This is a genomic window from Stenotrophomonas sp. SMYL86, from assembly GCF_036320025.1.
GTDB lineage: Bacteria > Pseudomonadota > Gammaproteobacteria > Xanthomonadales > Xanthomonadaceae > Stenotrophomonas > Stenotrophomonas maltophilia_A.
Map to the genome: position 1 here is coordinate 112,736 of NZ_JAWIRU010000009.1, position 23,974 is coordinate 136,709.

A 23,974-nucleotide genomic window follows, 5' to 3' on the forward strand; every position below is an offset into this window, starting at 1 on the left:
TTGAGTGGATTACTTGAACAGCGGCGACACGGCCAGGCGGGCGGAGACTTCCGCGCGGTAAGCCGGATCACGGTGGTAGCGCACATCGCGCATCGCTTCGACGACCTGCGCCTGCGACTGGAACGGCTTGGGGCCTGCATCGGCGTTCGATGCGGTCTTGCCATTCAGAAGGCGGCCGTTGCCGCCACGGAGGGCGACGAGGCCCTGGACTGCCAGCGCTGCGCGGCCGGCGTCGCCGGACTGCACCGCTTCGTTGAACGCCCGCTTCTGCTCGGCGCTCAGGTTGGTCTTAGCCCACTGGACCAGGCCGTCGTAACCGGCCTTGCCACCTGCGGGCGAGTAGACGGCGTTCTCGTAGGTCTGCACGCGAGCGCGCAGGCCATCGACGTACACGTCCACCAGCTCCTTCGGATAGCCCGCGTCCTGGAGCTTCTTGTAGCTCTCCTCGGACAGCGAGCCGTTCGAGTTGAACTCGGTGGCGAAGTCGTCCAGGTTCAGGCCAGCCCGCGCCAAGGCGTCACGCGCGTCATCCGCGGTGGCGTCGTCGATGGTCGCGGGGCCGCCCTTGCCACCCTTGTCGTCGGCTGGCGTGCTCAGTTGTGCGTAGGCGGCTTCCAGCTCCTCCACGGTCTTGTACTTGCCGCCGAACAGGCGCTCGCCATCGGTGCCACCCTGCGCGCCCGGTGCGGGCTGCTGGGTGTCCTGGGAGTTCTGCGGCGGCTGCTGACCTGGGGTCGGCTGGCCGTTGATGCCGTCAAGGCTGACGGTCACTTCGGACTTGCCCGGCTGCGACATTACTTGTCCTCGGGCTTGTAGTTGACGATGACCAGGCCGTTCGTCTTGCGGGTGATCTCGGCCTTGCCCTTACGCTCGACGCTCGGAGCCTTCGGGGCTTCCTTGGTCGGCTTGGCGGGCTTCTCGGTGGTTTCGTTCGACATTGCGTCCTTCTCGGGGTTACGGGGTTTGGGTCATCGCTGAGGCGATATTCGGAGCGGCACGGACCATCGCCTCCTGCGCCGAGGCGTCCTGCTGCTCGGCAGCAAGCTCGTCGTCGGAGCGGATCAGGCCCTTGGTGGAAATGTCGGAAGCGGCGGCCAGTCGGGAGATCGCCTCGCCACTGTTGAGGCGGCGCGCCTTCTCCTCTGCGCCGACAAGCGCATCCACTGCCTGACCGAACTCGATCAGCTTGTTCAGGTCGTGGCCGCGGCCGAGGGCGGCGATGCCAACGGTGATGCGCGGCTTGATGAGTTCCTGCGGCAGCTCGGGCAGGCGACCCTGCTTCTGGAGCTTGTGCAGGCGGCGGCGGATCAGCGGCAGCAAGAGCTGCTCGCCCGACATCGCCATGAAGCCGCTGAGGGCGTCGTCGAGTTCCTGGGTGAGCACCCGGATTTCGTAGGCGGTCACGCGCTCGCCGGGGCGCTGCACGGCGGACTTCACGCCGAAGATCAGCTCCAGCGAGTTCGCCAGCCCTTCGGCCTCCTGACGCACGAAGTTCAGGTCGTAGGCTTTCTGGAGCTGGAGCGTGGTCACGTCGCTGGCCTCGCCACGCAGCACCGCGCCGGACTCGGCCTCGGTGAGCTGGCGCTCGCGGATCGTCGAGGTCGGCTTGAGGAACATGATGATCTTCGCCAGCGCGGCGGCACCCTTACGGATCGCCTTGCGCAGCGCCTCCAGCGACTCGAACGCGCCCACGTAGTCGTAGACCAAGCCCTCGCCGTAGTCGTCCACGAGGGACGGCGGCGCGCACAGGGGAATCCACGGGCAGGCGTCGATGGGGTAGGTGCCCACGGTCTCGGGGACTTCGACGCCCTCGACCTCCTGGACCACTTCCCACTCCTTGCCATCTTCCGAGCGACGCACCCAGGTGTAGAGGTTCACGTCGTCGTTCTTGGTCTTTTCGTCGCGTTCCTGGGCGAGCTTCTGCATCACCGCCGCGCGGATCGAGTCCGGCAGCATGGCCGGGGCGATCTTGTCGAGCGTGATGATCTCCAGCACGTTGCCCAGGCCGTCGCGGTCGGTCACGTAGGAGGTCAGCGGATACAGCTTAGGCTTGCCCTCGTCGGGGTCGTAGAGCAGGAAATTGCCGAGGACGATGGCGTGCTTGGCCGCCTCGCTGAGGACCGGGCGGACGCCGCTGGTCTCCAGGTCGTTGACGATGACCCGCTCCACGTCCACCAGCGCGGCCTCCAGTTCGGAGGTCTCCACGCCAGCCTGCTCGGCGATGTTCTCGGCGACTGCCTGGTCAGGCGCGAGCTTGAACACCGAGGCGTTCGGCGGGAGCCAGGCCAGCACGATCTTCGAGGCCAGGGCGTTGACGCACTTCGGGCCGGTGTCGATGTAGGCGGAACCGGGGGTACGCGATTTCGCGCCCTCGTCCACCCACAGGCGGGGCAGGGTAACCTTGGCGCAGCGCTTGGCGCGCGTCTCGGCTTCTTTGCGGTTGGACTTGAGATCGCCGTAGCGCTTCGCGGCCGTCTGCTTCTCGGCCGAGGTCTGCTTGGCGTCAGCCATTCGGAATGGTCAGTCCTTGGTACTGCGTTGCGTTGTTCAGGTCCAGTCGGACCTTGGACTTACGCCGCTGATCGGCCGCGTGGCCGGTCGGCTGGGTGTCCTGGCGGGTCAGCAGGATCGGGTCTTTCTCCTGCTGGTCCGGCATGTTGGGCTTGCTGCACATGATTAGCGGGCGCGGTGCTCCATCTGCTCGACCTTCCGCAGCGCCTTTAGCCGGAGGATCAGGCGGCGCTCGCCCTGCCGGAGCAGGAACTCCTCCTTCGGCTTGGCGGGGTCGTAGATCACTTCGGGGTGCAGTTCGTCCAGGAGGTCGATCAGGTCGTAGGAGTGCAGAGGGATTTGCATAGAACTCCTGGGTTATGAATAGGTGGGGAAACTGTCGTTTCCCCCGATGATGACCACTAAACCCTTAGAGTCGGGCCAGCGATTCCGCGACCATCCGCAGGCGGTGGATCGGGCCGTTGTTGTCGATCACGGTGTCGATCAGGTCGCCGTGGACGCCTGCCTCGGAGGCATGCGCCGAGACCGGGGCCGCGCTGTCGCGGAGCACCTGGACCACCTGGCCGCCCCACTCACGGATGAACTGCGCCTCGTTGTCGAAGCGAACGTCCGACACCACGACGCCAGCAGCGCCGTCGCGGCGGGCCTGACGGATCTTCTGCGCGACCACCTTGACCCACAGGTCGCGGTCGATCATTTCACGGCCCCACTCGGTGCCCACGGTCTGCATCAGGCGGCGCGGGGTCTGCCCGTTGAGCCAGTCGAGCGGCTCCTCCTTGAGCGGGCCGTCCTCCATCGCGGACACCGGCAGGCCGGTGATGTCCGCCACGAAGGCGCGGATCGGGGCCGCGAAGGACAGCTTCACGAAGCCGTGGTCGCTGACCAGGAACTCGGCCAGGGTGTCTTTGCCGCTGCGGGCGCGGCCGGTGATTCCGATGATCTTCATGGGGACTCCAAAAGAGAAACCCGGCCTTAGCCGGGTACAATTCGTGTTCGTTATGGAAGGAGACAGGTATGGCGAGTTCTACGCCGAGTAACACAAACGGAGCGGAAATCTCTGAGCTTGCACAGAAGCTCTATGGCCTACAGGAGGCGATGGATGCGCTCGTGGCATCAGGGCAAGCACAAGGAATTCAGCGAGAGCGCTACGATGCGGCCAAGCAGCTCATCACAGATAAGCTCACTGAGTTCAGCTGCACGTATGAAACGTTGACTACGCCGAAGGCGATCCAGCTTTGGGTTTTCAATAGCCGAGAACCCGTAAGTCGGAATCCGTCAGAGATTGCACACTGGAAGCAGTTCTACGTGGACGAGTTGCGGTAAGCAGGATCAGGTGGCTTGGTTGTCGTCAGGCGAAACACCGGGCGATCAGCCAAGCCGCGCCAGCAACGCCGACAGCGGCCGGCCACAGCTTGACGCTGCCAGCCGAGCGGTACAGGGTGCGTTCGAGGGTGTTGAGGCTGCGCCACCACAGCCAGGCAGCGCCGTAGGCGACGAAGGCGAACAGCACGGCCAGCACGGCGACGATGGTGATGAACAGGATCAGGGTTTCCACAGCTTCACTTCCTTGGTCTTGGGGTTGTAGTCGCCGTAGCGCAGGATTCGCGCGAGGCGTGCTTGGCGGATCGCATCGTGCTTCGACAGCGGCTCGGTGCCGCCGCGGGGGATGCGGGTGGTGTAGGTGGTGACGACGGTGTTCCACAGCGCGCCGAGGTGCTCCTCGACGGACGCATCGCGGTACGCCTCGTGGATGGGCATGAGCAGCTCGTCCGCGCCCTTGTGGCCGATGCCGGGGAAGCCGGGGTAGTTATCCACCTGGTCGCCCGTGAGCACCTGCTTCATCCAGAACAGGTCAGCGTCGTGAGCCGAGATCGGCCGGACGCCCACGTCGGGACGGTTGGGGTTGTAGAGACGGATGCCGGGGATCGTCTGCATGTCCTTGTCGATGGACACGACGATGCGGCTGCCTGGCGCGCGCTTCGGATTCGGGTGCGAGGCCAGCAGCCCCAGCACGTCGTCACCTTCCAGGTTCTCGATCTCCACGATCTTGTCGCCGAACTCGTCGTAGACGAACTCGTCGAGCACGTACCACAGGGCAGGCTTGTCCTTGCTGGCACGGTTGAGCTTGTAGGTTGGGTCGATGTCCTTGCGGAAGTTGTGCTTCTTGCAGGACAGGGCCAGCAGGTAATCACGCGCGCCGAACTTCTCGACGATCTCGTCGATGTAGTCCTCCAGCTTCGCCTTCGCGCGCTCGGGCTGGATCGCTTCGACCTTGTTGCCGTCGCCGTTCCAGTCGATGTTCGCGGTGTTCGAGAACGCGAGCTGGTAGCGCAGCACATCGGCGTCGATCAGTAGCAGGGGGCCGCGCTTGTTCATGCGTCCACCCACTGCCATCCCAGGAACGCCAGCGCGAACCAGCGGTGCAGCCAGTTCGGACGCTCCCGGACCTGCACGAAGAAGTTGCCGCCAATGACCCAGGAACCGGCCGCCTGCGGTGGCCGATAGGTGACGTAGGAAGTCATGGCCGCTTCTCCGGGTAGCGCTCATACCACGCCTGTAGCTCGGCGGCGTAGCGCTTCATTCCGGCCTGGTACTCCGGGCCGTCGCCGAGCGGGTACTCGTGCTCGTCGCACACGAAGTCGGTGGTCGGGATGGTGTACGGAATCTGCGTGCAGGAGTTCCCCGTACACATCGACTGCCACATGATGATGTAGGAGTTCTCGCTGTGCCCTTTCAGGCACGAGCCATAGTCCGCACTCGGCGGCCAGGGCTTCATATCGCACGCAGCGAGGCCAGCACACAGCGCCAGGATCAGGAGAGCGCGCTTCATACCATGCTCTCGTGTACGGCGACCCAGCACTTCTCGCTAACGCGGCGGATGAAGTAGGTCGCGGTGCTCCACTCCACGGGGCGCAGCATGCGCTCGGTGCAGCACGGGCACTTGGCGTTGTAGGCATGAACCTCGGGCTGGTGTTCGAGCACAGCCACGCGGTAGGTGGTACACGGATCGATCACGCGGACATCGCCGTCAGCGGGGCCGCCAATGAAATGCACGCGAAGCCGGTTCTCGTTCATCGGTTCGATTCCTTGAGGACTTCCAGGGCGCTCGCCTTGTCGGCGTTGCAACGCTGGAGGCCGTCCTCGGCGTTGCCGCCGAAGCGGTAGAGGTCGTAGGTGGTGGTGGTCGGGTCAGCCATCACGGCGTCGAGTGAGGAGTGCGTGCCCTCAATGACGGTCGGCTGGAGGAACTGCTCCGGCACGACTTTCGAGGTGTGCGCGGCGCAGCTCGTCAGGAATGCGGCGAGACAGGTAATCGCCAGTTTCCGGGTCAGCATTTGCTGCAATCTCCACAGAGCGGTTGGTGGTGGCGCGGGCGTTCCGCAGCGCTGCATCGAAGGCAGAGCGGCGCACGGCTTCGCGGTTGAGGGTCTCGACGGTCTGCTTGAGGTCGGCCAGTTCCTTTGCCGACTCCTCCAGCTCCGTCACGCGCTGGGCCATTGCGGTGTACTTCCAGGCTGCGAAGCCGCCTGCCGCGAGCGCGGCAACGACCAGCAGCGCCGCGAGGGCGCGCAGGATGTTGGTTGGGTTCATCGGTTCTCTTGGACGTAACAGGCGACTCGCAGAAGCTCCGAGGGAGTCGCGTCGGACTTGATCTGATTCGCGCGTGCGGAGATCACGCGCACGTTGCCCCGGACGTAGCCGAGGTCAGGTTCGATGCGGTCGAGCGTGGGTGAGTTGGGGCCTTGGGCCTTGCGCCCGACAGCGCGGTACAGCGGGATGCCCAGTGCCGGGCAGAAGTCGGGGACCACGATGTCGTCCGACGTGAGGTCGAACGGCAGTCCCTTCCTAGCTGCCCGGCGTTTCGCTTGGCGCACCAGGGCGAGTGCAATGTCCCGCTTGCCGCGGGTCAGTGCGTCTCGGCCCAATTCCTTCCGATCTTGAACTCGCCATCGAGCGGACAGCGGAAGCCGAAGTAATCGCCAGCCTTGCGGATGGCAGCCTGGGCGGTCTTGCCCACGAACTCGGCCTTGTCCTCGTCCACTTCGATTTGCCACTCGTCATGGACGTTGGCGAGGAACTCGTAGTGGACGCCCGGCACCAACCCTGCGGCTTGCAGGTCGGCGTCGAGGATCACCAGGGCTTTCTTCATCACCAGCGCACCGGCCGACTGGAGCAGGGTATTGAGCGCGGCGTGGTCGCTGCGGATGTGCAGCTTCCGGCCGTCGAGACCGATCAGGTATCCCTTCTCGGCCGCGCGCTTCTTGACCCCGCGTACCAGCTTCTCCAGCGCAGGCAGCCCGGCCAGGAACTTCGAGCGGAGCTTCGCCCCGGCCTGGCGACCCTTGCCAACGATGGAGCCGAGCTTCGCGTCGCCTGCCCCATAGAGGAAGGCGTAGATGAAGGTCTTGGCGTTGTCGCGGGTTGGCAGTCCTGCCGCCGATTGGTTGACGGAGTGGATGTCGCCTTCGAGGATGACCTTGGCGTACTCGCCGCCGTCGTGCTTTGCCATGAAGTGCGCCAGGCAGCGCAGCTCCAATCCCGAGGCGTCCGCGCCGACCTGGAGCTTCCCTGTTGGGACGCAGAACAACGAGCGGCACTCGAATCCGTAGCCGCCTTCCTGGCCCTTGAGGATTCCCTTCTCCTTCGAGTGCTGGACCTTCGGCACCTGAGCGATGTTCGGCTTCGAGTGCGTCATGCGGCCGGTCACCGCTGCGTTCTGATTCACGCTGCCGTGGATGCGGCCGTCCTTCTTGATGGCCTTGAGCCACGCCTCGTCGCCTTCGGCGAGCTGGCCGAGGCGCTTGTTGACGATGAAGTGCTCCAGCAGGAGCGGGATGATCGGGAACTTGAGCGCGCCCAGGACTTCTTCGTCGATCTTCGGCTGGCCCTTCTCGGTGAACTCCTGGGGCTGCCAGCCGTACATTGCAGTCAAGCGGTCAGCAATGTGCTGGCGGCTTGCCGGGTTGAACACCACGTCCTTGTAGGTCGTGACCTCCACGCCCTTGACGTAACCGCGGCGCTTGTCGTCGCGCTTCGGTACGAACTTGCGCTTCACCACCTTCCACGGCGGAATGACCTTGCGCAGCTCGGCCTCCAGCGCAGTGCGCCGGGACACGAGGATGCACTCCAGCTCACGCGCCTTCTCCTGATCGAACAGGTAGCCGTAGCGCTGCTGACGCGAGAGGATCGGCGCGACGGCCTGCTCCAGCTCGATGGCCTCGGTAGGGAGGCCCTTGCTCATCAGCAACGCGAACAGCGCTTGCGTGACCGCAACGTCCTGGTCGCAGTAGTCGTCCATTTCCTGAGACCACTGTGCCCAGGGATCGAGGCCGCGTGCGGCCATCTGCGCCGCGTAGTCGCCTTTCCAGCGACCGAGGCGGTAGCCCCACGCTTCGAGGGCGTGGCGGCCGATCAGCTTGCCCGGCAACACCGGGTTCGCTCCCTGCTTCTTGCGGGCCTTGAAGTCGCGGTCCTTGAGGTCCGGGTAGACCAGCGTGGACATCAGCAACGTGTCGAAGTACGCCTGGACCTTGAAGTCCGGGAACACCTTGGCGATAGCCGGAATGTCGAATCCGGCGATGTTGTGGCCGACAACGCGCTTGGCCTTCTTGAGCCTCTCGACGGCCTGACGGACTGTCATTTCGCCCGTGCCGTGATCGTTGGCGGACAGGATGGGACCGCGCGGTGCGCCGGTCTCATCTACCTCTTGGAGGGAAATGCAGTGGATCGTGTCAAGTTCGTCGAGGAGGCCATTGGTCTCGCAGTCGAATACGAGGATCAACGGCGGTCCTCCTTACGGGTAGCCGTGGTTGGTTACGGGGATTGCGCGGACGCGGCGGCGGGCGCGGAGGATGTACTCCGGCTCGGGGGCCTTCGGCGGCGTGTGGACGCCCTGCGGCGCGTGGCCGGGGAAGTCGTCGTCCTCGAACAGTTCGTCCTGCTCGGGCTGGTCGGGATGCAGCGTGTAGCCGTAATCCTCGACGTAGTGCGTGATGCGGCGGATGGTGCGCTCGGTGCCGTTGTTGTTCAGCACGAACAGCAGCTTCTCCGATGCGTCGGCAACCGCGCCTTCGAGGGATACGACCACCACCTCGTCGGTGCTGGGTTCGTAGATGGCGACGTGGGCGCAGCACCGCAGATCGAACCGGGCGCAGTGCTCGTGCGGCGTACCGAACTCGAAGCCGATCAGGCTCACGAGGTGACCCTCGGGCGAGCGGAAGTTGCGGATGCCGTTCGGAGCGGCCTCGCTGGTCCAGTCGTTACGGCCGCTCAGGTACGCGGCCACGTAGGTGTAGCTCGCCAGTGACACGAAGAAGCAGTCGATGTCCTTGATTTCGGTCCCGTCGTAGAACGCGCGCAGGCTTCCGCCACCCAGGATCACCAGGTGGCGGACTTCGGCCGGCAACACGTCGAACAGGGACCGAGCGTGTTGCTCGGCAGTCATGGTTGGTCCCTTAGCGGATCAGGTTGGTGAAGCGCTCGGCGACGCGCAGGGCGCGCTCGGCTTCTTCCTCGTGCTCGTCGGCCTGCGAGTGCAGGACATCGGCCTTGTCGCGCAGCGTCGATGCGGTGGCGATGCGGTCGGCGCTGATCTTGAACAGCTTGTCCACCTGGCCCTCCAGCACCTTCACCACGTCGGTCACGGTGTCCTTGCGGAACGGAGCGGTCAGCAGGTCGATTGCGATGGCGACGATCTCTTTCATTGGGGTAGTTCCTCGGCTTTGATGTGGATGACCACGCGCCGCCCAGGCTTGCCGTACATGACACGGCAGGCTTGGTCGGAGCGCGGGAGTTGGTAGGGGAGAACGAGGCTCTCAGCGAAGGAGAGCGGCGCATCAGCTGGGATGAAGCCGACGACCGAGCGGCCGTCAGTAGTCGGAGGTGGATACATCGGATGACTCGTCGGCGAAGTCGCCGTATTCGCCCGGAGCATCTGCATTGAGCAGGCGGCCGGATGCGTGGTCGTAGCTGTAGTAGAGAACCTGGCCGTTCGACTGGCCGGTGAAGCGATCCTTTAGGACGCGGAAGGTCGTGCAGTTGCGCTCGGCCTCGTTCTCGGCCTGCGTGTTGCGCTCCAGGCCGAACGCGAAGTGCGTCCAGAAGCCAATCGCGCGGCTGCCCTTGAAGTGGCGGAGCATCACGCGCCCGCCTTCCTCGTGTGGCTTGCCTTCCGGCGTGGCGAGGTGCGAGACCAGGTAGATGCAGATGAGGTGGCGCTGCGCGAACTGCGCGATCTTCGCCATCGTGTCCTCCAGCATCTTCCGCTCGTCCTCGGCACCGGCCGCAAACGACGTGAGGTTGTCGAGGACGATGTGCTTGACGCCCTCGGCGACGACCATGTGGGCCATCTTGGCTTCGATCACGTCCCACTCGGACGAGCCGAAGTGGTCGTAGATGAACACCTGGCCCTTGTCGAGAATCTCGAACGCGGCTTCCAGCTCCTCCTGCGTCCAGCTCCCATCGGGGACGTGGAAGCGGCGGCCAGCAACCTTGCCTGCCATGCGCTTCGCCGTCTCGACCGGCTGCTGCTCCAGGAAGAACAGGCCAACGCGGTCGCCGGTTTCCTGCGCGATGAAGGCTGCTTCCTCCATCAGCCAGTCGGTCTTGCCGATGCCGGTGCCCGCGCCGAAGGTGTAGACCTCGCCGTACCGCTTGCCGTAGGTCAGCGCGGTGAGGCGCGGGTCGTGCCAAGGCATGCCCATCGAGACCGGCTTGAGTGCCTTCTCCTTGAGGGAGCCGAACGTCACCACTCCATCGGGGCGCTTGGTCTGCGCTTCGTAGATGGCGCGGGTGATCGCCTCGGCATCGCCACGCTGGAGCAGCTCGTTCGGGTCTTTCGCCGGGAGCTGTGCGATCTTGGCCTTGCCGGGAGTCAGCAGCAGCGCCACTTCCTGCGCGGCGGCTTGGCCCGGTTCGTCCATGTCGAACATGAGCACAACCTCGTCGAAGCCGTTGACCCACTCCAGCTCGCGCTTGATGGACTTGGCCGCGCCTTGCGCTCCGTTCGGAACGGACACCACCGGCCAGCGGAGGCCGAGTGCCTGCGCCACGGAGAGCGCGTCGATCTCGCCTTCGGTGATGACGAGGCGTCGCCCCGGTTCGTAGAGGTGCTGGCCGAACAGCCCGCACGCCTTCGAGTCGCCGATGAATGAGAACTTCTTGTCGGGGTAGCGGAGCTTCTGCGCGACGATGCCGCCATCGCGCTTGTAGTTGGCGATCTGCACGGTCTTGCCGTGCTTGTCCTTGCCGATCCAGTAGCCGTACTTACGGCATGCTTCCTCAGTGATACCGCGCTTCGCCAGGGCTTGCGGTTCACCCTTCGCAAAGTCGCTCATGGTTTTCCTGCTGGTGGGTTGAGAGACCTCCTCGCCTTCGGCTGGCTCGTAGTGACCGCAGCCGAAGCAGTAGCCGTGCCCGTCGCTGTAGCGCGCAAGGTTGTCCTTGCTGCCGCAGTTCGGGCACGGCTCTTTGTGGAGGTATTCGGAGTCAGCGCTTTGCACGCTCCACGGACCACATGCGCTTGCGGTAGGAAATGCCGAGGCGACGATTCAGCGCACCCTTGACGGTGCGGCCCAGGCCGCGGAACGGCTTGTCGGCGCGCGCCCATGCGCGCTCGAAAGCCAGGCGCATCGCGGACGGAATGACGGTGGTAGCGGTGTTGGTCATGCGTTCTTCTCCAGCAGGAACTTGGTGAATGCGGCGACTTCTTCGGTCGCATCGTTGGCGTCGAGGCCCAGCTCGTCGGTGCAGTAGTTGCGATACAGCTGGAGCAGCGCATCGACGCGGTACTGCTTCGGAGCGCGGCGCGCTTCCAGGAGCGGAGCCTTGCTGCGGCGCTGACGGCGCGACAGGCGATAGCGCGTGTACCGCTGCCCCGAGGCGTCCTCGCAGGTCTGCGTTTCGATCTCGAAGCCAGCAGCGCGCAGCTCATCGACGCGCGAGGCGAGGCGGCGGATGCGGTAGACGCCTTCGGCCTGCCACGAGGTCAGGTGCGAGTGGCGACGCAGGTGATCCAGGACGACCTGGGTTTGCGGGGGCAGCGGTTTCACGTTGGGTTCTCCTATCGAGGGAAGTCAGGTGCCCACACGACGGGCTTGCCGTAGGCGGCGAGCAGGCGTCGCAGCGCGGCGTGTTGGGCTTCGGTGAAGTTGTCCTCGGGCTGCATGGCGTCGTTGACGCCGCCCAGGAGGCAGACTTGGTATGCGGATTGGTTGTGCTTACCGGCGAGAGCGCCGGGCTGATTCAGCGGGCGACCGTCGTAGATCGAGCCGTCACGTTCGATGACGAAGTGGACGGCGATCTTCGAGTAGCCCTGCGAGCGGTGCAGGCGTGCGAGTTCTTCGCCGGTCGTGACCTGCTCGGGGCGGGTCATGCTGGCGAGGACGAACAGCGCCTCTACCGATTCCAGAGGTTTGAGGCGCACTTAGAGTTTGTAGAGGTGGACTTCGGTGCGTGGTTCTTCGTCCGGCTGCGCCCAGCGCTTACCGGAGAGCAGCCACATGACTTGCTTGTCGTCGGCCCAATAGCCGGTGGCTTTGGTCACAACGTCCATCGGCCCCTTGGCGAGGTTGTCCACGTCGCCCTTGGGAAACGCGGCCTTCGAGGTCTTGGCGCGTTTGCATACCGCGATGATGACCACTAAAACCGGATCGGTCGGCGACAGGTCCAGATCACCGGCTGGCAGATGCTTCTCTGCGGCTTCCTTCCAGGTCTTGTAGGTCTTGCCGTAGTAGACGCCCCAGCGCGAAACCTTCGGGCGCGAGGCGGGCACCGGGTCAAACGGGAACGTGAGGGAGGCCAAATGCTTGGCCCCCCTCGCGGTGTTCACGATGACCGACAGCGGATCAGTAGTCGCCGTCATCGCCCTCGTCGTCGGAGTCGCTGTCGTCGTCCGAGTCGTCATCGCTGTCGCTGAACGGCGCGCTGTCGGCGGCCTCGTAGCCGTCCTCCTCGCCGAAGCCGTAGTCCTTGGCGTTGCGCTGGCCGAACTCGACCAGCTCGATCACCTGGACGGCGACCATGTAGCAGGTCAGGTAGAACTTCTTGGCCGATTCGACGAACGAGCCGCCGATCTCGTAGGAGACCTTGAGTTCGCTGCCGCCGCCGATCTGCGGCGGGTTGTCGATCTTCTTGCCGCGGGCGTCGAAGATGTCCGGGCGCATGGTGAACTTCTTGCCGGTGCGCTTGCTGACGCCGCTGGCCTTCATCTTGAACTTCACCAGCACGCGGCCGGTGTCATCGCCGTTCTCGTCGGTTTCTTCGGTGAACACCGGGGCCACTTCGGCACCCTTCTTCTTCTTCGGGTTCTCGCTCAGGAACTCCTGGAACAGCTCGTCGCGCCGGGTTTCCAGCTTCTTCGCCAGCGCCTTGAAGTCCTTGTCGTTCGGGTCGAACGCCAGGCTCACGGTGTATTCGCCTTCCGGCTTGAACTTGGTGTCCGGTTCGTTCAGGCGCGGCCACACGGCGGTGCCCTTGGGGGAGACGAATCGTTCGCGCTTCTTGGTTGCCATCAGTTGTCGGTCTCGTAGTTGGTCGGGAGATAGATGCCCGCGCGCCACAGGTCAGCGGCGGCGGTCAACGGGGTGTCGGCGGAAATGCCGAAGGCTTCGTCGATGTCGAAGCCGATGAGCGCCTCGTCGATGAAGGCGTCGGTGATCGGGTCACGCATCACGGGTAGTGCGGTTTCAGCTCGCGCTCCGCGTAGCGGCGCACGGCGTTGAGGGTGTTGACCTGCCGGTAGCGGCAGTCCTGCTCCATGCGCGAGACGACCCGCAGCACTTCCATCGGATCGAGGCCGAGCACTTCGCAGAAGTTCTTGAAGGCGCACGCCAAGCCGATCACCTGATCGGCCGGGTGGCCGAGGGACTGCACGCTGTCGATCACTACGAAAGCGCCGCGTGCGGCGCTCTCGGCAGAACGTGAGTGCAGTCCGTCGATGACGCGATCACGCACCTGCGTGCAGCTCCGTCATGCGGTGCTTGAACTCCTCGACCGTGCCGTGTTCGGCCGGGTTGTAGATGCCGAGGACCACACCGAAGTGGTCCTGGGCAACGTAGGTGTTCAGTGCGTGCTGGTAGTTGATGCTCATGTTGATGTTCTCGCTTGGGGTATCAATTGCCAAAGGGGGATGGACTAGGCAAAGAAATAGCGCGACTCCAGCACCAGGCTGAGGTCCAGGTCGCCATGCGGCGGGAGGGGTGGGAGTTTCTCTGCCGCTTCTGGCGGGAGCTGCTCGACGAGTTGCTGTCGGAAGTCGGCCAGTACGTCGCCGCTGTATTGATCGACGAACGCCTGCCGGAGTGCGGCGGCGAGGATTGCTGCCTGGCCCGCGTGCGTACCGTAGGAGTCGTGGATCATGGCGAACGACTCGATGCCGTTCTCTGCCGCGAGGCAGGTGGTCAGCATCATGTGGCTGGCGTCGCAGGAGTGGACGAAGTTCGGACTGATCCCGAGGGTCTGCCTGCGACGGTCGAGCTTAGTACCGCCGATGTTGACCACTAAATTCACCTCGCGGCCTCCGACGTGCGGCCGGATGCGGACGCCTTCCTCCTCGCGGTACTCCTGGAGGACCGGGAAGCCAGCGGGGGTCGTCCAGCTCACCGGCAGGTCGGCCGACGAGGCGACCTTGGAGGCGTCACGCAGCCAGTCCATCGCCGCGCGGGCTGCGATCACGACCTCGCCGATGCACTCCCACAGCAGGGTCGCCAGGTACTCGGCGGTCTCCCAATCGTCCTCCATGCCCAGCTTCTTGAACTTGGAGAGCACCTGGGCGCGCATGCCCGACTTCGTGACGCCGTAGGGCAGCGTCATCACCGGCTGCTTCACGATGTCGCGGGTGAGCTGGCCGTCCAGCTTGATCGCCAGCGGGTCGCCGCTCTCGGCACGGGCGCGCAGCTTCTCCTGGGCCACGTCTTTCACGCGCGAATAGATGTCGGCGGGCTTCGGCTGCGGGATCAGGTTGGTGGCTGCACCGCCCACGGAGTCGCGGAGCATGGCCGAGAAGTTCTGGAGGCCGTTACAGGAGCCGTCGAGCGCGATGGGCAGATGGGAGACGTGATCGCGGCCGTTGAGGCTGTAGCCGAGCCACTCGAAGCACGCTGCCAGCGCGCAGAACGGGCTGTCGGCGTCCATCCAGAAGCGTTGGCCGTCCAGCGGATCGAGGGCGCTGTCGAGAATCTGCTCCTCGTGCTCGCGCACCCAGGCCACGCGCTCCTCGAACGACACCTTGTCCACGCCGAAGCAGTTGGCGACGTGGATGGCGAGCCAGTAGGCACCGTCCTCGCCGAGCGGCACGCCTTGGGCGAACGTCAGCAGGCCCTTGGCCGCATCATCACCCTGCGGGGTCAGCGTCGGGGGCAGGGGGTAGCACCGGCCGCGGAAGTCGAGGTTGTGAGGGAAGTAGATCGCGGGGTACTCGGCGAACTTCTCCGCCAAGGCGATCTTCTGCGCGGCGGCGAGGCGGGTGGACACGCTGCGCGCGTTGGCCTCGTAGACCTTGGCGCGGTCGCGCTTCCATTCCTTGAACTCGTCGGCGTGGTGCTCCTTGAAGTAGTCCGGGTCGGTCTCCAGCAGGGCAGGGCGGCTCGGCAGGTCCATCAGTTCACGCTCCGGCAGCCCGGCGACACCGCCGCCTGCGTTCCACAGCTCGCGCATGACCTCTAGGACGGGCACGTTCACCTTCCAGGCGGTTGCCTGGATGGCGTTGAGGGCCTGGTAGACGTTGGGCATATCGACCAGCGCCAGCTCGCGCTTGTAGGCGCGGTTGCGGGTACGCACGAGGTCAGCCCGGCCGCCGATGTCGGTCAGGTAGCCGCCGTCGCGGGGCGTGGTCCACGGACGGGGCGGGACGACCATCGGCATCAGCACCGGCTGGTACAGGGCGGCGCTGTCGTGGGCCTTGGTCAGCCAGTCGAGCACCTTCTGATTCCCGGCGATGAGCAGGTGGCGCTTGCCGCGCTCGGCGACGGTGACCAGCTCGACCAGCCCGGTCGCCTCGACGAACAGCTCGATGAGCTTCATGCCCACCAGCAGCGCGTCCTTGTCGGACAGGTAGAGGCGCTTGTCGTCCTCGGGGGCGAACTCGGCGTCGGCGATGACGTGCCGCATGACGGCGGTGGAGTGCCGGGCCGAGGTGGACTTCTTGAGCTGCTCCTGGACGACCCGGTACAGGCCGGGGTGCTTCTCGCGGAGCAGGGAGAAGTTGATCTCGTTGGCGACCTCGTGGCCCAGGGTGATCGCCACGGACACCGCCTTGCGGTGATCGGCGACCAGCGCGTTGACGCAGGTGAAGCTGGTCAGATAGGCGAGGGCGTGGGGGTTCAGGTGGCGGATGAATTTGAGGGCGGCGTGGCGCTTGCCCGGCTTGCCGGTGTCGGCTTCGGCCACGAACGCCATGATCGCGGCGGCGGTGGCGTCGATGCTCTCCATGACCAGCTTGCGGCCGGGGCCGGTCTCGGCCTCCTGGCGCTGCTCCCTGATCTTCTCGTAGCGGGCAATGCCCAGGCTGGTGCTTTCCTTCTCCAGTTCGAGCTGGGCGGCGTGCAGGTCGTTCTCTTGCCAAGTCGTCATCGTTTGCCCTCGGGGGATGCAAAAGTCAAAACGGGAGGACCGCACCGGGGGCTGCCCGGTACGGTCCTGAGTGGTTCGGTTGTTGGTCCTGGGTGGACCTATGTGGAACTGTAGTAGTCCTCGGTGGTGAACAGCAATGAGTAGTTCTGAATGGTTGTCCTAGGAGGAGGTCCGCCGAAGATGACCACTTTATTCGGCGTCACCTGGTGTCACCTGTCGCGGCACCCGGCGTCACCTATATGTCACCCGAAGCGTCACCTGATAGACTGGAACGCTGTAAGTAGTTGAGTGGTCAGCACTAATCGGCAGGGGCTTCGGGATTTAGGTTCCAGTGCCGCAAGGCGTGGGGGTTCGAGTCCCCCCTTTCGCACCAGTGCCGGCCTGTCCCCGCCCTGATCGGGCCATCTGCGCCCCCTTGACCGGCACGCGCTGGCAGTGCAGGCCGAATTGGGCGAAACTAAAGGGCTGCGGCAAGCAGGCGCGTCCCAGACGTCGTGTCCTTACAACCGTTTCATCCCAATCATCGAGCCGGGGGCGTGGGCCACCGGTGGCAGGAGTCAACATGCAAGCTTCGATCGAATCCACCGGCAACCTGGAACGCCGCCTGAGCTTCTCGCTGCCGGAAGAGCGTCTGCAGAGCCACATCGTCGGCCGCCTGGGCGAAATCGCCCGTACCACCCGCATCAAGGGTTTCCGTCCGGGCAAGGTGCCGGCCAAGGTGATCGAGCAGCGCTTCGGCGCGCAGGTCCGTGGCGAGGCGCTGGACGGCCTGCTGCGCGAAACCTTCGATGCCGCCGTGCGTGAGCACGACCTGCGCATCGTCGGCAGCCCGCGCATCGACAAGGGCGACGAGGGTGAATTCTCCTTCGTGGCCACCGTGGAAGTGGTGCCGGACTTCGGCGACATCGACGTCAGCAAGCTGACCGTCGTGCGCCACAGCGCCGAGATCACCGACGCCGACATCGACCAGATGATCGAGAACCTGCAGAACCAGCGTCGTACCTGGGCCCCGGTCAGCCGTGGCGCGCAGGACGGTGACCTGGTCGCGGTGGAAACCTGGTCGCAGGCCGGCGAAGAGCGCCTGCCGGCCGAGGGCACCGAGAAGGGTTCGATCGTGCTCGGCCAGGGCATGATGTTCGATACCATCGAAAAGGGCCTGGTCGGCCTGGCCAAGGGCGAAGAAAAGACCCTGGACGTCGAGTTCCCGGCTGACTGGCGCGTGCCGGTGCTGGCCGGCAAGACCGTGCAGGTCACCGTCAAGGTCGCGGAAGTGTCCGAGCCGGTCGTGCCGGCGGTCGACGAAGCCTTCATCAAGAGCTTCGGCGTGAAGGGCGGCGACGTCGAGCAGTTCCGCAGCGACATCCGCGCCAACCTGGAGCGCGAGCTGAAGGGCGCTCTGATGAACCGCCTGCGCCGCGAAGTGGGCGAGCAGCTGATCGCCGCCTACTCGTCGGTGGAAATGCCGCCGCGCCTGGTCGAGAACGAAGCCCGCGCCATGCTGGCCCAGCAGGTCGAGCAGATCCGCCGCAACGGCCAGAACGTCGGCGAGATCCCGGCCGATGCCCACGAAGGCTTCAAGGAAGCGGCCGCCAAGCGCGTGCTGGTCGGCCTGCTGGTCGGTGAAGTGGCCCGCATCAACGACCTGCGCCTGGAAGCCAAGCGCCTGAACGAAACGATGCGTCTGATCGCTTCGACCTACGAAGAGCCGGAACAGGTCATTGAGATGTACCGCAACGACCCCCAGCTGATGTCTGGCCTGCAGAACCGTGTGATGGAAGAGCAGGTGATCGACTGGATCGCCGAGCGTGCCCAGCACACCGAAGAGAAGCTGTCGTTCCAGGACGCGATCCGCCAGTAAGCCCGGGCGGATCACCGGATGCCCCGCGCCTTTGCCGGCGCGGGGTTGTTGCCCCCCAAGATAGGTACCTCACGTAATGGACAACCGAACCAAAGCCCTGAACCTGGTTCCGATGGTGGTCGAGCAGACCAGCCGCGGCGAGCGTGCCTACGACATCTATTCGCGCCTGTTGAAGGAGCGCCTGATCTTCCTCGTGGGCCCGATCGACGATCACATGGCCAACGTGGTGGTGGCGCAGTTGCTGTTCCTGGAGTCGGAGAACCCGGAAAAGGACATCAACATCTACATCAACTCGCCGGGTGGCGTGGTCACCGCCGGCATGGCGATCTACGACACCATGCAGTACATCAAGCCGAATGTGAGCACCACCTGCATCGGCCAGGCCGCCTCGATGGGCGCCCTGCTGCTGGCCGCGGGCGAAGCTGGCAAGCGCTATGCGCTGCCGAACTCGCGCGTGATGATCCACCAGCCGCTGGGTGGCTACCAGGGCCAGGCCACCGACATCGACATCCACGCGCGTGAGATCCTGACCCTGCGTTCGCGCCTGAACGAGGTGCTGGCCAAGCACACCGGCCAGTCGCTGGAGACGATCGCCCGCGACACCGAGCGCGACAACTTCAAGAGCGCCTTCGAGGCGCAGGCCTATGGTCTGGTCGACCAGGTCCTGGAGCGTCGTCCGGACGAGTCGATCCAGGCCGGCTGACCGGCCATCACGGGGCCATGGAGGCCCCGTTCCTGCAGGGTCGGGCGGGACTGGTGTCCCCTCGGCCCTGTGCTATTCTCGAATCGAACCCCCGTTCAGCGGGTGGGGTAACTGGGTAAGCGAAGCATGAGCGAAGACCGCCAAGGTCGTTCCACGGACACCGGCAAGATCCTCTACTGCTCTTTCTGCGGCAAGAGCCAGCATGAAGTGCGCAAGCTGATTGCGGGTCCGAGCGTATTCATCTGCGATGAGTGCGTGGAGCTGTGCAACGACATCATCCGTGAGGAACTTGAGGAAAAGGCGCAGTCGGCGCGCAGTTCGCTGCCCAAGCCGCGCGAGATCCTCGAGGTCCTCGACCAGTACGTGATCGGCCAGAACCGCGCCAAGCGCACGCTGGCCGTGGCCGTGTACAACCACTACAAGCGCATCGAGAGCCGGCAGAAGAACGACGACGTCGAACTGGCGAAGTCGAACATCCTGCTGGTCGGCCCGACCGGTTCGGGCAAGACGCTGCTGGCCGAGACCCTGGCCCGCCTGCTCAACGTGCCGTTCACCATGGCCGACGCAACCACGCTGACCGAAGCCGGTTACGTGGGCGAGGATGTGGAGAACATCATCCAGAAGCTGCTGCAGAAGTGCGACTACGACGTCGAGAAGGCGCAGCAGGGCATCGTCTACATCGATGAAATCGACAAGATCTCGCGCAAGAGCGAGAACCCGTCGATCACCCGCGATGTGTCCGGCGAAGGCGTGCAGCAGGCCCTGCTGAAGCTGATCGAAGGCACCGTGGCCAGCGTTCCGCCGCAGGGTGGCCGCAAGCACCCGCAGCAGGAATTCCTGCAGGTGGACACCAAGAACATCCTGTTCATCTGCGGCGGCGCGTTCGCCGGGCTGGACAAGGTGATCCAGGCCCGTTCCACCGACGTCGGCAGCATCGGCTTCGGCGCCAAGGTGAAGAGCAGCGAGCGCAAGCAGGAAGTGGGCAAGGTGCTGGCCGAAGTCGAGCCGGAAGACCTGATCAAGTTCGGCCTGATCCCCGAGTTCGTCGGCCGCCTGCCGGTGGTGGCGACCCTGGAGGAGCTGGACGAGCCGGCCCTGATCAGGATCCTGACCGAGCCGAAGAACGCCATCACCAAGCAGTTCAAGAAGCTGTTCGAGATGGAGAACGTCGAGCTGGAGTTCCGTCCGGACGCGTTGTCGGCCATCGCCAGGAAGGCGCTCAAGCGCAAGACCGGTGCACGCGGCCTGCGCACCATCGTCGAATCGGTCCTGCTGGACACCATGTACGACCTGCCGTCGCAGGAAAACGTCAGCAAGGTGGTGGTGGACGAGTCGGTGATCGAGCACAAGTCCGAGCCGTACCTGATCTACCAGACCCCGGCGGCCCCTGAACAGAAGGCCGCAGGCGCCGAGTGATCCTTCCAGGTTGTTGATTGGAAAGGATTTTCAAGGAATGCCTTGCATCTGAAAGCCGATGGCCCCATAACGGGGCCATCGGCTTTTTTTGTCTCCGGAAGATGCCCTCCCGGAGGCGGTTTTCCCCTTCCCTGGAGCCCCCATGGCCCGTTCCCCAAGTGAAACCCTCGACCTGCCGGTCCTGCCGCTGCGCGACGTAGTGGTGTTCCCGCACATGGTCATCCCGCTGTTCGTCGGCCGTGACAAGTCCATGCACGCGCTCGAACAGGCAATGGAGTCGGACAAGCGCATCCTGCTGCTGGCGCAGAAGTCGGCCGAGACCGACGACCCGCATGCGGCCGACCTCTACCAGGTCGGTACGATGGCGCAGGTGCTGCAGCTGCTGAAGCTGCCCGACGGCACCATCAAGGTGCTGGTCGAAGGCCTGTCGCGCGTGCAGGTCACCCACGTCGATGAGCGTAACGGCTCGCTGCACGGCCAGGCCGTGGAGATCGACGCCACCGACGAGCGCGAAGCACGCGAGGTGGAGGCGATCGCCCGCTCGCTGATGTCGCTGTTCGAGCAGTACGTGAAGACCAATCGCAAGCTGCCGCCGGAGCTGCTGCAGACGTTGTCGGGCATCGATGAGCCGGCCCGCCTGGCCGACACCATCGCCGCGCACATCAGCGTGCGCCTGGCCGACAAGCAGCGCCTGCTGGAAACGCTGGCCGTCGGTGACCGCCTGGAGATGCTGGTCGGCCTGGTCGATGGCGAGATCGACGTGCAGCAGATGGAAAAGCGCATCCGCGGCCGCGTGAAGTCGCAGATGGAAAAGAGCCAGCGCGAGTACTACCTCAACGAGCAGATGAAGGCCATCCAGAAGGAACTGGGTGACCTGGACGATGCACCAGGCGAGCTGGAAGAGCTGGCCCGCAAGATCGCCGAAGCCGGCATGCCGAAGGCGGTTGAAGCCAAGGCACGCAATGAACTGAACAAGCTCAAGCAGATGTCGCCGATGTCGGCCGAAGCGGCGGTCGTGCGCAACTACCTGGAGTGGTTGCTGGGCGTGCCGTGGAAGAAGCGCAGCAAGGTGCGCAAGGACCTGAAGGCCGCACAGGACACCCTCGACGCCGACCACTACGGCCTGGAGAAGGTCAAGGAGCGCATCCTTGAATACCTGGCGGTGCAGTCGCGCGTGAAGCAGATGAAGGGCCCGATCCTGTGCCTGGTCGGGCCGCCGGGCGTGGGCAAGACCTCGCTCGGCCAGTCCATCGCCAAGGCTACCAACCGCAAGTTCGTGCGCATGTCGCTGGGCGGCGTTCGCGATGAAGCCGAGATCCGTGGCCACCGTCGTACCTACGTTGGTTCGATGCCGGGCCGCATCGTGCAGAACCTCAACAAGGTCGGCAGCAAGAACCCGCTGTTCGTGCTCGACGAGATCGACAAGATGTCGATGGACTTCCGTGGCGATCCGTCGTCGGCGCTGCTGGAAGTGCTCGACCCGGAGCAGAACAACGCGTTCAACGACCACTACCTGGAAGTGGACCTGGACCTGTCCGAAGTGATGTTCGTGGCCACCTCGAACTCGCTCAATATTCCCGGCCCGCTGCTGGACCGTATGGAAGTGATCCGCATCCCCGGCTACACCGAGGACGAGAAGCTCAACATCGCCACCCGCTACCTGGTGCCGAAGCAGATCAAGGCCAACGGCCTGCAGCCGGAAGAACTGGAGATCGGCAGCGATGCGATCCAGGACATCGTGCGCTACTACACGCGCGAATCGGGCGTGCGCAACCTGGAACGCGAGATCGCCAAGATCTGCCGCAAGGTGGTGAAGGAGATCGCGCTGGCCGGCCCGCAGCCGGTGAAGGCGAAGAAGGGCGCGAAGAAGTCCAAGGCGCTGGTGAGCGTGTCCAGCAAGAACCTGGACAAGTACCTGGGTGTGCGTCGCTTCGATTTCGGCCGCGCCGAGGAAGAGAACGAGATCGGCCTGGTCACCGGCCTGGCGTGGACCGAAGTCGGTGGCGATCTGCTGCAGATCGAATCGACGCTGGTGCCGGGCAAGGGCCAGCTGATCCTGACCGGCCAGCTCGGCAACGTGATGAAGGAATCGGCGTCGGCGGCGTTGTCGGTGGTGCGTTCGCGCGCGGTCGGCTTCGGCATCGACAGCGACTTCCTGCAGAAGCACGACGTGCACCTGCATGTGCCCGATGGTGCCACGCCGAAGGACGGACCGAGTGCCGGTGCGGCAATGGTCACCTCGCTGGTGTCGATGCTGACCAAGGTGCCGGTGCGTGCCGACGTGGCGATGACCGGTGAGATCACCCTGCGTGGTCGTGTCACCGCCATCGGTGGCTTGAAGGAGAAACTGCTGGCCGCACTGCGCGGTGGTATCCGCACGGTCATCATTCCGGAAGAGAACCGCAAGGACCTTGCAGACATTCCGGCCAACGTCACCCGCGATCTGGAGATCGTGCCGGTGAAGTACATCGAAGAAGTCCTGGACCTGGCGCTGGAGCGCCCGCTGGCACCGAAGAAGGCGCGCAAGAGTGCGCAGCGTGTCACGGTGCGCAGCAAGGCCAAACCGAGTGGAAGCGCGCGCGTCAAGCATTGACGCGCGCTGTCCGATGGCCCGAAACCCGCGTCGTTGCTGGCTTTCCAGCTTGCGTGGGGGTAGGGCCACTGGTATAAAAGCAGCACTCGCGAATGAGTGATCGCTGTCAGCGATGACTGAATCGGCGAACCGTTTCCACATGGCGGCCGCATGCAGAAGGCGTGCGGTTGCTTCCCTGTCGAATAAGCGGAACCCACCGCCAAAGGAGTTGTAGAGAATGAACAAGACCGAATTGATCGATGCCGTTGCTGAAGCTGCCGACCTGACCAAGGCCGAGTCCAGCCGCGCTGTCGATGCCGTCGTTGCTGCCGTCACCAAGGCGCTGAAGGACGGCGATGCGGTCACCCTGGTTGGCTTCGGTACCTTCCAGGTCCGCGACCGTGCTGCCCGCACCGGCCGCAACCCGAAGACCGGCGACACCATCAAGATCGCTGCTTCGAAGAATCCGTCGTTCAAGGCTGGTAAGGCCCTGAAGGATGCTGTAAACTAAGCGGCTCGCTGGGGTGCTTAGCTCAGCGGTAGAGCGTCTCCTTTACACGGAGAGGGTCGGGGGTTCGAAACCCTCAGCACCCACCACAGCACCGCGGTAAAAGTTTGAGTGTGGAGCGGTAGTTCAGCTGGTTAGAATGCTGGCCTGTCACGCCGGAGGTCGCGGGTTCGAGTCCCGTCCGCTCCGCCATTCAACGAGGCCTCCGGCCAAAAGCTGGAGGCTTTGTTTTCTCCCCGGTCCAGGCCGGTGGGAAAACAGGAAATAGCAACAATGCGGAGCGGTAGTTCAGCTGGTTAGAATGCTGGCCTGTCACGCCGGAGGTCGCGGGTTCGAGTCCCGTCCGCTCCGCCACTACATCGAGGCCCCCGGCCTAAAGCTGGGGGCCTTGTCTTCTCACCGACAGGTTCGGAAGGAAGGCGAAAAGGTTTTTGCAAGAACGGAGCGGTAGTTCAGCTGGTTAGAATGCTGGCCTGTCACGCCGGAGGTCGCGGGTTCGAGTCCCGTCCGCTCCGCCATTGCAGAATTCTTAAGTCCCTGTGAAAAAACTTTGAAAAAAGTGTTCATCGGGCTGGGTTTCCAGGGAGTCTTCGGATATACTGGGCGCCTGCAAAGTTTCAGCGCGGAGCGGTAGTTCAGCTGGTTAGAATGCTGGCCTGTCACGCCGGAGGTCGCGGGTTCGAGTCCCGTCCGCTCCGCCAACTTTAAAAGCCCTCGGCGCAAGCCGGGGGCTTTTTCTTTGTGCCCTGCGGCAGGCCTGTCGAGGTGCTGACGGCACAGGTCCGCGGAGATCGGCGCAGGCCACGCCGGCGCTGCTTTTGGTCCCTGCGACGAAGC

33 protein-coding genes and 5 tRNA genes are annotated in these 23,974 nt (G+C 64.6%); 11 read left to right on the forward strand and 27 right to left on the reverse strand.

The features are described from left to right. Nucleotides 1-9 precede the first annotated feature (9 nt). The 6 genes from V3B64_RS11905 to V3B64_RS11930 form a co-directional block, all read right to left on the reverse strand. Complete coding sequence (locus V3B64_RS11905) at nucleotides 10-795, reverse strand: capsid assembly protein, putative (protein ID WP_005412404.1); 786 nt, start codon at nucleotides 793-795, stop codon at nucleotides 10-12. Then, nucleotides 795-938, reverse strand: coding sequence for a hypothetical protein (locus V3B64_RS11910; RefSeq protein WP_004154577.1), 144 nt, complete (start codon nucleotides 936-938; stop codon nucleotides 795-797). The genes V3B64_RS11905 and V3B64_RS11910 overlap by 1 nt, the downstream gene beginning before the upstream one ends. Before the next feature lie 16 nt (nucleotides 939-954). Continuing rightward, nucleotides 955-2,511: a portal protein gene (locus V3B64_RS11915; protein WP_005412405.1), complete on the reverse strand. Its 1,557-nt coding sequence runs from the start codon at nucleotides 2,509-2,511 to the stop codon at nucleotides 955-957. After that, entirely contained in the window at nucleotides 2,504-2,656 is a 153-nt protein-coding gene (locus V3B64_RS11920) for a hypothetical protein (RefSeq protein ID WP_005412406.1), read from the reverse strand. Before V3B64_RS11920 ends, V3B64_RS11915 begins: the two co-directional genes overlap by 8 nt. A gap of 20 nt (nucleotides 2,657-2,676) precedes the next feature. Further along, nucleotides 2,677-2,856, reverse strand: a complete 180-nt coding sequence (locus V3B64_RS11925; protein WP_005412407.1) for a hypothetical protein — start codon at nucleotides 2,854-2,856, stop codon at nucleotides 2,677-2,679. 64 nt (nucleotides 2,857-2,920) lie between these two features. Further along, complete coding sequence (locus tag V3B64_RS11930) at nucleotides 2,921-3,457, reverse strand: adenylate kinase (protein ID WP_004154581.1); 537 nt, start codon at nucleotides 3,455-3,457, stop codon at nucleotides 2,921-2,923. A gap of 68 nt (nucleotides 3,458-3,525) precedes the next feature. On the opposite strand from V3B64_RS11930, the gene V3B64_RS11935 reads away from it, so the two are divergent. Beyond that, nucleotides 3,526-3,834, forward strand: a complete 309-nt coding sequence (locus V3B64_RS11935; protein ID WP_032961816.1) for a hypothetical protein — start codon at nucleotides 3,526-3,528, stop codon at nucleotides 3,832-3,834. A gap of 25 nt (nucleotides 3,835-3,859) precedes the next feature. Here the strand turns inward: V3B64_RS11935 and V3B64_RS11940 are convergent, their stop codons facing one another. From V3B64_RS11940 to V3B64_RS12040, 21 genes are all read right to left on the reverse strand, one after another. Continuing rightward, entirely contained in the window at nucleotides 3,860-4,066 is a 207-nt protein-coding gene (locus V3B64_RS11940; RefSeq protein ID WP_005412408.1) for a hypothetical protein, read from the reverse strand. Continuing rightward, nucleotides 4,054-4,887, reverse strand: a complete 834-nt coding sequence (locus tag V3B64_RS11945) for a hypothetical protein (protein ID WP_004154583.1) — start codon at nucleotides 4,885-4,887, stop codon at nucleotides 4,054-4,056. Before V3B64_RS11945 ends, V3B64_RS11940 begins: the two co-directional genes overlap by 13 nt. Then, complete coding sequence (locus V3B64_RS11950) at nucleotides 4,884-5,033, reverse strand: hypothetical protein (protein WP_005412410.1); 150 nt, start codon at nucleotides 5,031-5,033, stop codon at nucleotides 4,884-4,886. The genes V3B64_RS11945 and V3B64_RS11950 overlap by 4 nt, the downstream gene beginning before the upstream one ends. Beyond that, nucleotides 5,030-5,341, reverse strand: coding sequence for a hypothetical protein (locus tag V3B64_RS11955; protein WP_005412411.1), 312 nt, complete (start codon nucleotides 5,339-5,341; stop codon nucleotides 5,030-5,032). The genes V3B64_RS11950 and V3B64_RS11955 overlap by 4 nt, the downstream gene beginning before the upstream one ends. Beyond that, a complete protein-coding gene (locus V3B64_RS11960; protein WP_005412412.1) occupies nucleotides 5,338-5,586 on the reverse strand; it encodes a hypothetical protein in 249 nt (82 codons plus the stop codon). Before V3B64_RS11960 ends, V3B64_RS11955 begins: the two co-directional genes overlap by 4 nt. Next, the gene (locus tag V3B64_RS11965) at nucleotides 5,583-5,708 is read right to left on the reverse strand and encodes a hypothetical protein (protein ID WP_005412413.1); all 126 of its coding nucleotides are present in this window, start codon (nucleotides 5,706-5,708) and stop codon (nucleotides 5,583-5,585) included. Before V3B64_RS11965 ends, V3B64_RS11960 begins: the two co-directional genes overlap by 4 nt. 28 nt (nucleotides 5,709-5,736) lie before the next feature. Next, complete coding sequence (locus V3B64_RS11970) at nucleotides 5,737-6,102, reverse strand: hypothetical protein (RefSeq protein WP_005412414.1); 366 nt, start codon at nucleotides 6,100-6,102, stop codon at nucleotides 5,737-5,739. Beyond that, nucleotides 6,099-6,437: a hypothetical protein gene (locus V3B64_RS11975; RefSeq protein ID WP_050483582.1), complete on the reverse strand. Its 339-nt coding sequence runs from the start codon at nucleotides 6,435-6,437 to the stop codon at nucleotides 6,099-6,101. The genes V3B64_RS11970 and V3B64_RS11975 overlap by 4 nt, the downstream gene beginning before the upstream one ends. Next, nucleotides 6,419-8,293 (reverse strand): DNA polymerase, encoded by a 1,875-nt coding sequence (locus V3B64_RS11980; RefSeq protein ID WP_049417451.1) that lies wholly within the window; start codon nucleotides 8,291-8,293, stop codon nucleotides 6,419-6,421. The genes V3B64_RS11975 and V3B64_RS11980 overlap by 19 nt, the downstream gene beginning before the upstream one ends. A gap of 12 nt (nucleotides 8,294-8,305) precedes the next feature. After that, nucleotides 8,306-8,956 carry a hypothetical protein gene (locus tag V3B64_RS11985; protein ID WP_005412416.1) on the reverse strand — a complete coding sequence of 217 codons (651 nt, stop codon included), beginning with the start codon at nucleotides 8,954-8,956 and terminating at the stop codon, nucleotides 8,306-8,308. 10 nt (nucleotides 8,957-8,966) lie between these two features. Beyond that, complete coding sequence (locus V3B64_RS11990) at nucleotides 8,967-9,215, reverse strand: hypothetical protein (protein ID WP_005412417.1); 249 nt, start codon at nucleotides 9,213-9,215, stop codon at nucleotides 8,967-8,969. Between the two features lie 165 nt (nucleotides 9,216-9,380). After that, a complete protein-coding gene (locus tag V3B64_RS11995) occupies nucleotides 9,381-10,847 on the reverse strand; it encodes a toprim domain-containing protein (protein ID WP_005412418.1) in 1,467 nt (488 codons plus the stop codon). Between the two features lie 151 nt (nucleotides 10,848-10,998). After that, complete coding sequence (locus tag V3B64_RS12000; RefSeq protein ID WP_004154591.1) at nucleotides 10,999-11,178, reverse strand: hypothetical protein; 180 nt, start codon at nucleotides 11,176-11,178, stop codon at nucleotides 10,999-11,001. Next, nucleotides 11,175-11,561: a helix-turn-helix domain-containing protein gene (locus V3B64_RS12005; RefSeq protein ID WP_004154592.1), complete on the reverse strand. Its 387-nt coding sequence runs from the start codon at nucleotides 11,559-11,561 to the stop codon at nucleotides 11,175-11,177. The genes V3B64_RS12000 and V3B64_RS12005 overlap by 4 nt, the downstream gene beginning before the upstream one ends. Nucleotides 11,562-11,572: 11 nt before the next feature. Next, nucleotides 11,573-11,935: an N-acetylmuramoyl-L-alanine amidase gene (locus tag V3B64_RS12010; protein ID WP_004154593.1), complete on the reverse strand. Its 363-nt coding sequence runs from the start codon at nucleotides 11,933-11,935 to the stop codon at nucleotides 11,573-11,575. After that, complete coding sequence (locus V3B64_RS12015; RefSeq protein WP_157178715.1) at nucleotides 11,936-12,373, reverse strand: RusA family crossover junction endodeoxyribonuclease; 438 nt, start codon at nucleotides 12,371-12,373, stop codon at nucleotides 11,936-11,938. Then, nucleotides 12,357-13,022: a hypothetical protein gene (locus V3B64_RS12020; protein WP_004154595.1), complete on the reverse strand. Its 666-nt coding sequence runs from the start codon at nucleotides 13,020-13,022 to the stop codon at nucleotides 12,357-12,359. The genes V3B64_RS12015 and V3B64_RS12020 overlap by 17 nt, the downstream gene beginning before the upstream one ends. Further along, complete coding sequence (locus V3B64_RS12025; protein WP_154267700.1) at nucleotides 13,022-13,180, reverse strand: hypothetical protein; 159 nt, start codon at nucleotides 13,178-13,180, stop codon at nucleotides 13,022-13,024. The genes V3B64_RS12020 and V3B64_RS12025 overlap by 1 nt, the downstream gene beginning before the upstream one ends. Next, nucleotides 13,180-13,464 carry a hypothetical protein gene (locus V3B64_RS12030; RefSeq protein WP_005412421.1) on the reverse strand — a complete coding sequence of 95 codons (285 nt, stop codon included), beginning with the start codon at nucleotides 13,462-13,464 and terminating at the stop codon, nucleotides 13,180-13,182. Before V3B64_RS12030 ends, V3B64_RS12025 begins: the two co-directional genes overlap by 1 nt. Further along, nucleotides 13,457-13,600 carry a hypothetical protein gene (locus V3B64_RS12035; protein ID WP_005412422.1) on the reverse strand — a complete coding sequence of 48 codons (144 nt, stop codon included), beginning with the start codon at nucleotides 13,598-13,600 and terminating at the stop codon, nucleotides 13,457-13,459. Before V3B64_RS12035 ends, V3B64_RS12030 begins: the two co-directional genes overlap by 8 nt. Nucleotides 13,601-13,644: 44 nt before the next feature. Continuing rightward, nucleotides 13,645-16,080 carry a DNA-directed RNA polymerase gene (locus tag V3B64_RS12040; RefSeq protein WP_005412423.1) on the reverse strand — a complete coding sequence of 812 codons (2,436 nt, stop codon included), beginning with the start codon at nucleotides 16,078-16,080 and terminating at the stop codon, nucleotides 13,645-13,647. Nucleotides 16,081-16,642: 562 nt separating this feature from the next. Between V3B64_RS12040 and tig the strand changes: the two genes are divergently transcribed. From tig to V3B64_RS12090, 10 genes are all read left to right on the forward strand, one after another. Then, the gene (gene tig / locus V3B64_RS12045; RefSeq protein WP_049400909.1) at nucleotides 16,643-17,938 is read left to right on the forward strand and encodes a trigger factor; all 1,296 of its coding nucleotides are present in this window, start codon (nucleotides 16,643-16,645) and stop codon (nucleotides 17,936-17,938) included. Nucleotides 17,939-18,014: 76 nt separating this feature from the next. Continuing rightward, a complete protein-coding gene (gene clpP / locus V3B64_RS12050) occupies nucleotides 18,015-18,641 on the forward strand; it encodes an ATP-dependent Clp endopeptidase proteolytic subunit ClpP (protein ID WP_004146318.1) in 627 nt (208 codons plus the stop codon). Nucleotides 18,642-18,767: 126 nt separating this feature from the next. After that, on the forward strand, nucleotides 18,768-20,057 hold the full coding sequence (clpX, locus tag V3B64_RS12055) for an ATP-dependent Clp protease ATP-binding subunit ClpX (protein ID WP_032129320.1): 1,290 nt from the start codon (nucleotides 18,768-18,770) through the stop codon (nucleotides 20,055-20,057). A gap of 142 nt (nucleotides 20,058-20,199) precedes the next feature. After that, on the forward strand, nucleotides 20,200-22,650 hold the full coding sequence (lon, locus tag V3B64_RS12060) for an endopeptidase La (RefSeq protein ID WP_329914183.1): 2,451 nt from the start codon (nucleotides 20,200-20,202) through the stop codon (nucleotides 22,648-22,650). Nucleotides 22,651-22,867: 217 nt separating this feature from the next. After that, nucleotides 22,868-23,140 carry an HU family DNA-binding protein gene (locus V3B64_RS12065; protein WP_004146343.1) on the forward strand — a complete coding sequence of 91 codons (273 nt, stop codon included), beginning with the start codon at nucleotides 22,868-22,870 and terminating at the stop codon, nucleotides 23,138-23,140. A gap of 11 nt (nucleotides 23,141-23,151) precedes the next feature. Then, a tRNA-Val gene (locus tag V3B64_RS12070) sits at nucleotides 23,152-23,226 on the forward strand. A gap of 26 nt (nucleotides 23,227-23,252) precedes the next feature. Further along, a tRNA-Asp gene (locus V3B64_RS12075) sits at nucleotides 23,253-23,329 on the forward strand. Nucleotides 23,330-23,414: 85 nt separating this feature from the next. Further along, nucleotides 23,415-23,491, forward strand: a tRNA-Asp gene (locus V3B64_RS12080). A gap of 87 nt (nucleotides 23,492-23,578) precedes the next feature. Next, nucleotides 23,579-23,655, forward strand: a tRNA-Asp gene (locus tag V3B64_RS12085). 106 nt (nucleotides 23,656-23,761) lie between these two features. After that, nucleotides 23,762-23,838 (forward strand) — tRNA-Asp (locus V3B64_RS12090). Nucleotides 23,839-23,974: the final 136 nt, after the last annotated feature.

What these genes read in the sequence shown, in the direction of transcription:
- V3B64_RS12015 (WP_157178715.1), bottom strand. Translation starts at nt 12,373, where the DNA reads ATGACGGCGACTACTGATCCGCTGTCGGTCATCGTGAACACCGCGAGG.
- V3B64_RS11955 (WP_005412411.1), bottom strand. Translation starts at nt 5,341, where the DNA reads ATGAAGCGCGCTCTCCTGATCCTGGCGCTGTGTGCTGGCCTCGCTGCG.
- lon (WP_329914183.1), top strand. Translation starts at nt 20,200, where the DNA reads ATGGCCCGTTCCCCAAGTGAAACCCTCGACCTGCCGGTCCTGCCGCTG.
- V3B64_RS12035 (WP_005412422.1), bottom strand. Translation starts at nt 13,600, where the DNA reads ATGAGCATCAACTACCAGCACGCACTGAACACCTACGTTGCCCAGGAC.
- V3B64_RS11990 (WP_005412417.1), bottom strand. Translation starts at nt 9,215, where the DNA reads ATGAAAGAGATCGTCGCCATCGCAATCGACCTGCTGACCGCTCCGTTC.
- V3B64_RS12020 (WP_004154595.1), bottom strand. Translation starts at nt 13,022, where the DNA reads ATGGCAACCAAGAAGCGCGAACGATTCGTCTCCCCCAAGGGCACCGCC.
- V3B64_RS11930 (WP_004154581.1), bottom strand. Translation starts at nt 3,457, where the DNA reads ATGAAGATCATCGGAATCACCGGCCGCGCCCGCAGCGGCAAAGACACC.
- V3B64_RS11925 (WP_005412407.1), bottom strand. Translation starts at nt 2,856, where the DNA reads ATGCAAATCCCTCTGCACTCCTACGACCTGATCGACCTCCTGGACGAA.
- V3B64_RS11935 (WP_032961816.1), top strand. Translation starts at nt 3,526, where the DNA reads ATGGCGAGTTCTACGCCGAGTAACACAAACGGAGCGGAAATCTCTGAG.
- V3B64_RS11910 (WP_004154577.1), bottom strand. Translation starts at nt 938, where the DNA reads ATGTCGAACGAAACCACCGAGAAGCCCGCCAAGCCGACCAAGGAAGCC.
- V3B64_RS11970 (WP_005412414.1), bottom strand. Translation starts at nt 6,102, where the DNA reads ATGAACCCAACCAACATCCTGCGCGCCCTCGCGGCGCTGCTGGTCGTT.
- V3B64_RS11965 (WP_005412413.1), bottom strand. Translation starts at nt 5,708, where the DNA reads ATGGCTGACCCGACCACCACCACCTACGACCTCTACCGCTTCGGCGGC.
- V3B64_RS11945 (WP_004154583.1), bottom strand. Translation starts at nt 4,887, where the DNA reads ATGAACAAGCGCGGCCCCCTGCTACTGATCGACGCCGATGTGCTGCGC.
- V3B64_RS11960 (WP_005412412.1), bottom strand. Translation starts at nt 5,586, where the DNA reads ATGAACGAGAACCGGCTTCGCGTGCATTTCATTGGCGGCCCCGCTGAC.
- V3B64_RS11985 (WP_005412416.1), bottom strand. Translation starts at nt 8,956, where the DNA reads ATGACTGCCGAGCAACACGCTCGGTCCCTGTTCGACGTGTTGCCGGCC.
- V3B64_RS11950 (WP_005412410.1), bottom strand. Translation starts at nt 5,033, where the DNA reads ATGACTTCCTACGTCACCTATCGGCCACCGCAGGCGGCCGGTTCCTGG.
- clpX (WP_032129320.1), top strand. Translation starts at nt 18,768, where the DNA reads ATGAGCGAAGACCGCCAAGGTCGTTCCACGGACACCGGCAAGATCCTC.
- V3B64_RS11905 (WP_005412404.1), bottom strand. Translation starts at nt 795, where the DNA reads ATGTCGCAGCCGGGCAAGTCCGAAGTGACCGTCAGCCTTGACGGCATC.
- V3B64_RS12000 (WP_004154591.1), bottom strand. Translation starts at nt 11,178, where the DNA reads ATGACCAACACCGCTACCACCGTCATTCCGTCCGCGATGCGCCTGGCT.
- V3B64_RS12040 (WP_005412423.1), bottom strand. Translation starts at nt 16,080, where the DNA reads ATGACGACTTGGCAAGAGAACGACCTGCACGCCGCCCAGCTCGAACTG.
- V3B64_RS12025 (WP_154267700.1), bottom strand. Translation starts at nt 13,180, where the DNA reads ATGCGTGACCCGATCACCGACGCCTTCATCGACGAGGCGCTCATCGGC.
- tig (WP_049400909.1), top strand. Translation starts at nt 16,643, where the DNA reads ATGCAAGCTTCGATCGAATCCACCGGCAACCTGGAACGCCGCCTGAGC.
- V3B64_RS11915 (WP_005412405.1), bottom strand. Translation starts at nt 2,511, where the DNA reads ATGGCTGACGCCAAGCAGACCTCGGCCGAGAAGCAGACGGCCGCGAAG.
- V3B64_RS11995 (WP_005412418.1), bottom strand. Translation starts at nt 10,847, where the DNA reads ATGAGCGACTTTGCGAAGGGTGAACCGCAAGCCCTGGCGAAGCGCGGT.
- V3B64_RS11920 (WP_005412406.1), bottom strand. Translation starts at nt 2,656, where the DNA reads ATGCCGGACCAGCAGGAGAAAGACCCGATCCTGCTGACCCGCCAGGAC.
- V3B64_RS12065 (WP_004146343.1), top strand. Translation starts at nt 22,868, where the DNA reads ATGAACAAGACCGAATTGATCGATGCCGTTGCTGAAGCTGCCGACCTG.
- clpP (WP_004146318.1), top strand. Translation starts at nt 18,015, where the DNA reads ATGGACAACCGAACCAAAGCCCTGAACCTGGTTCCGATGGTGGTCGAG.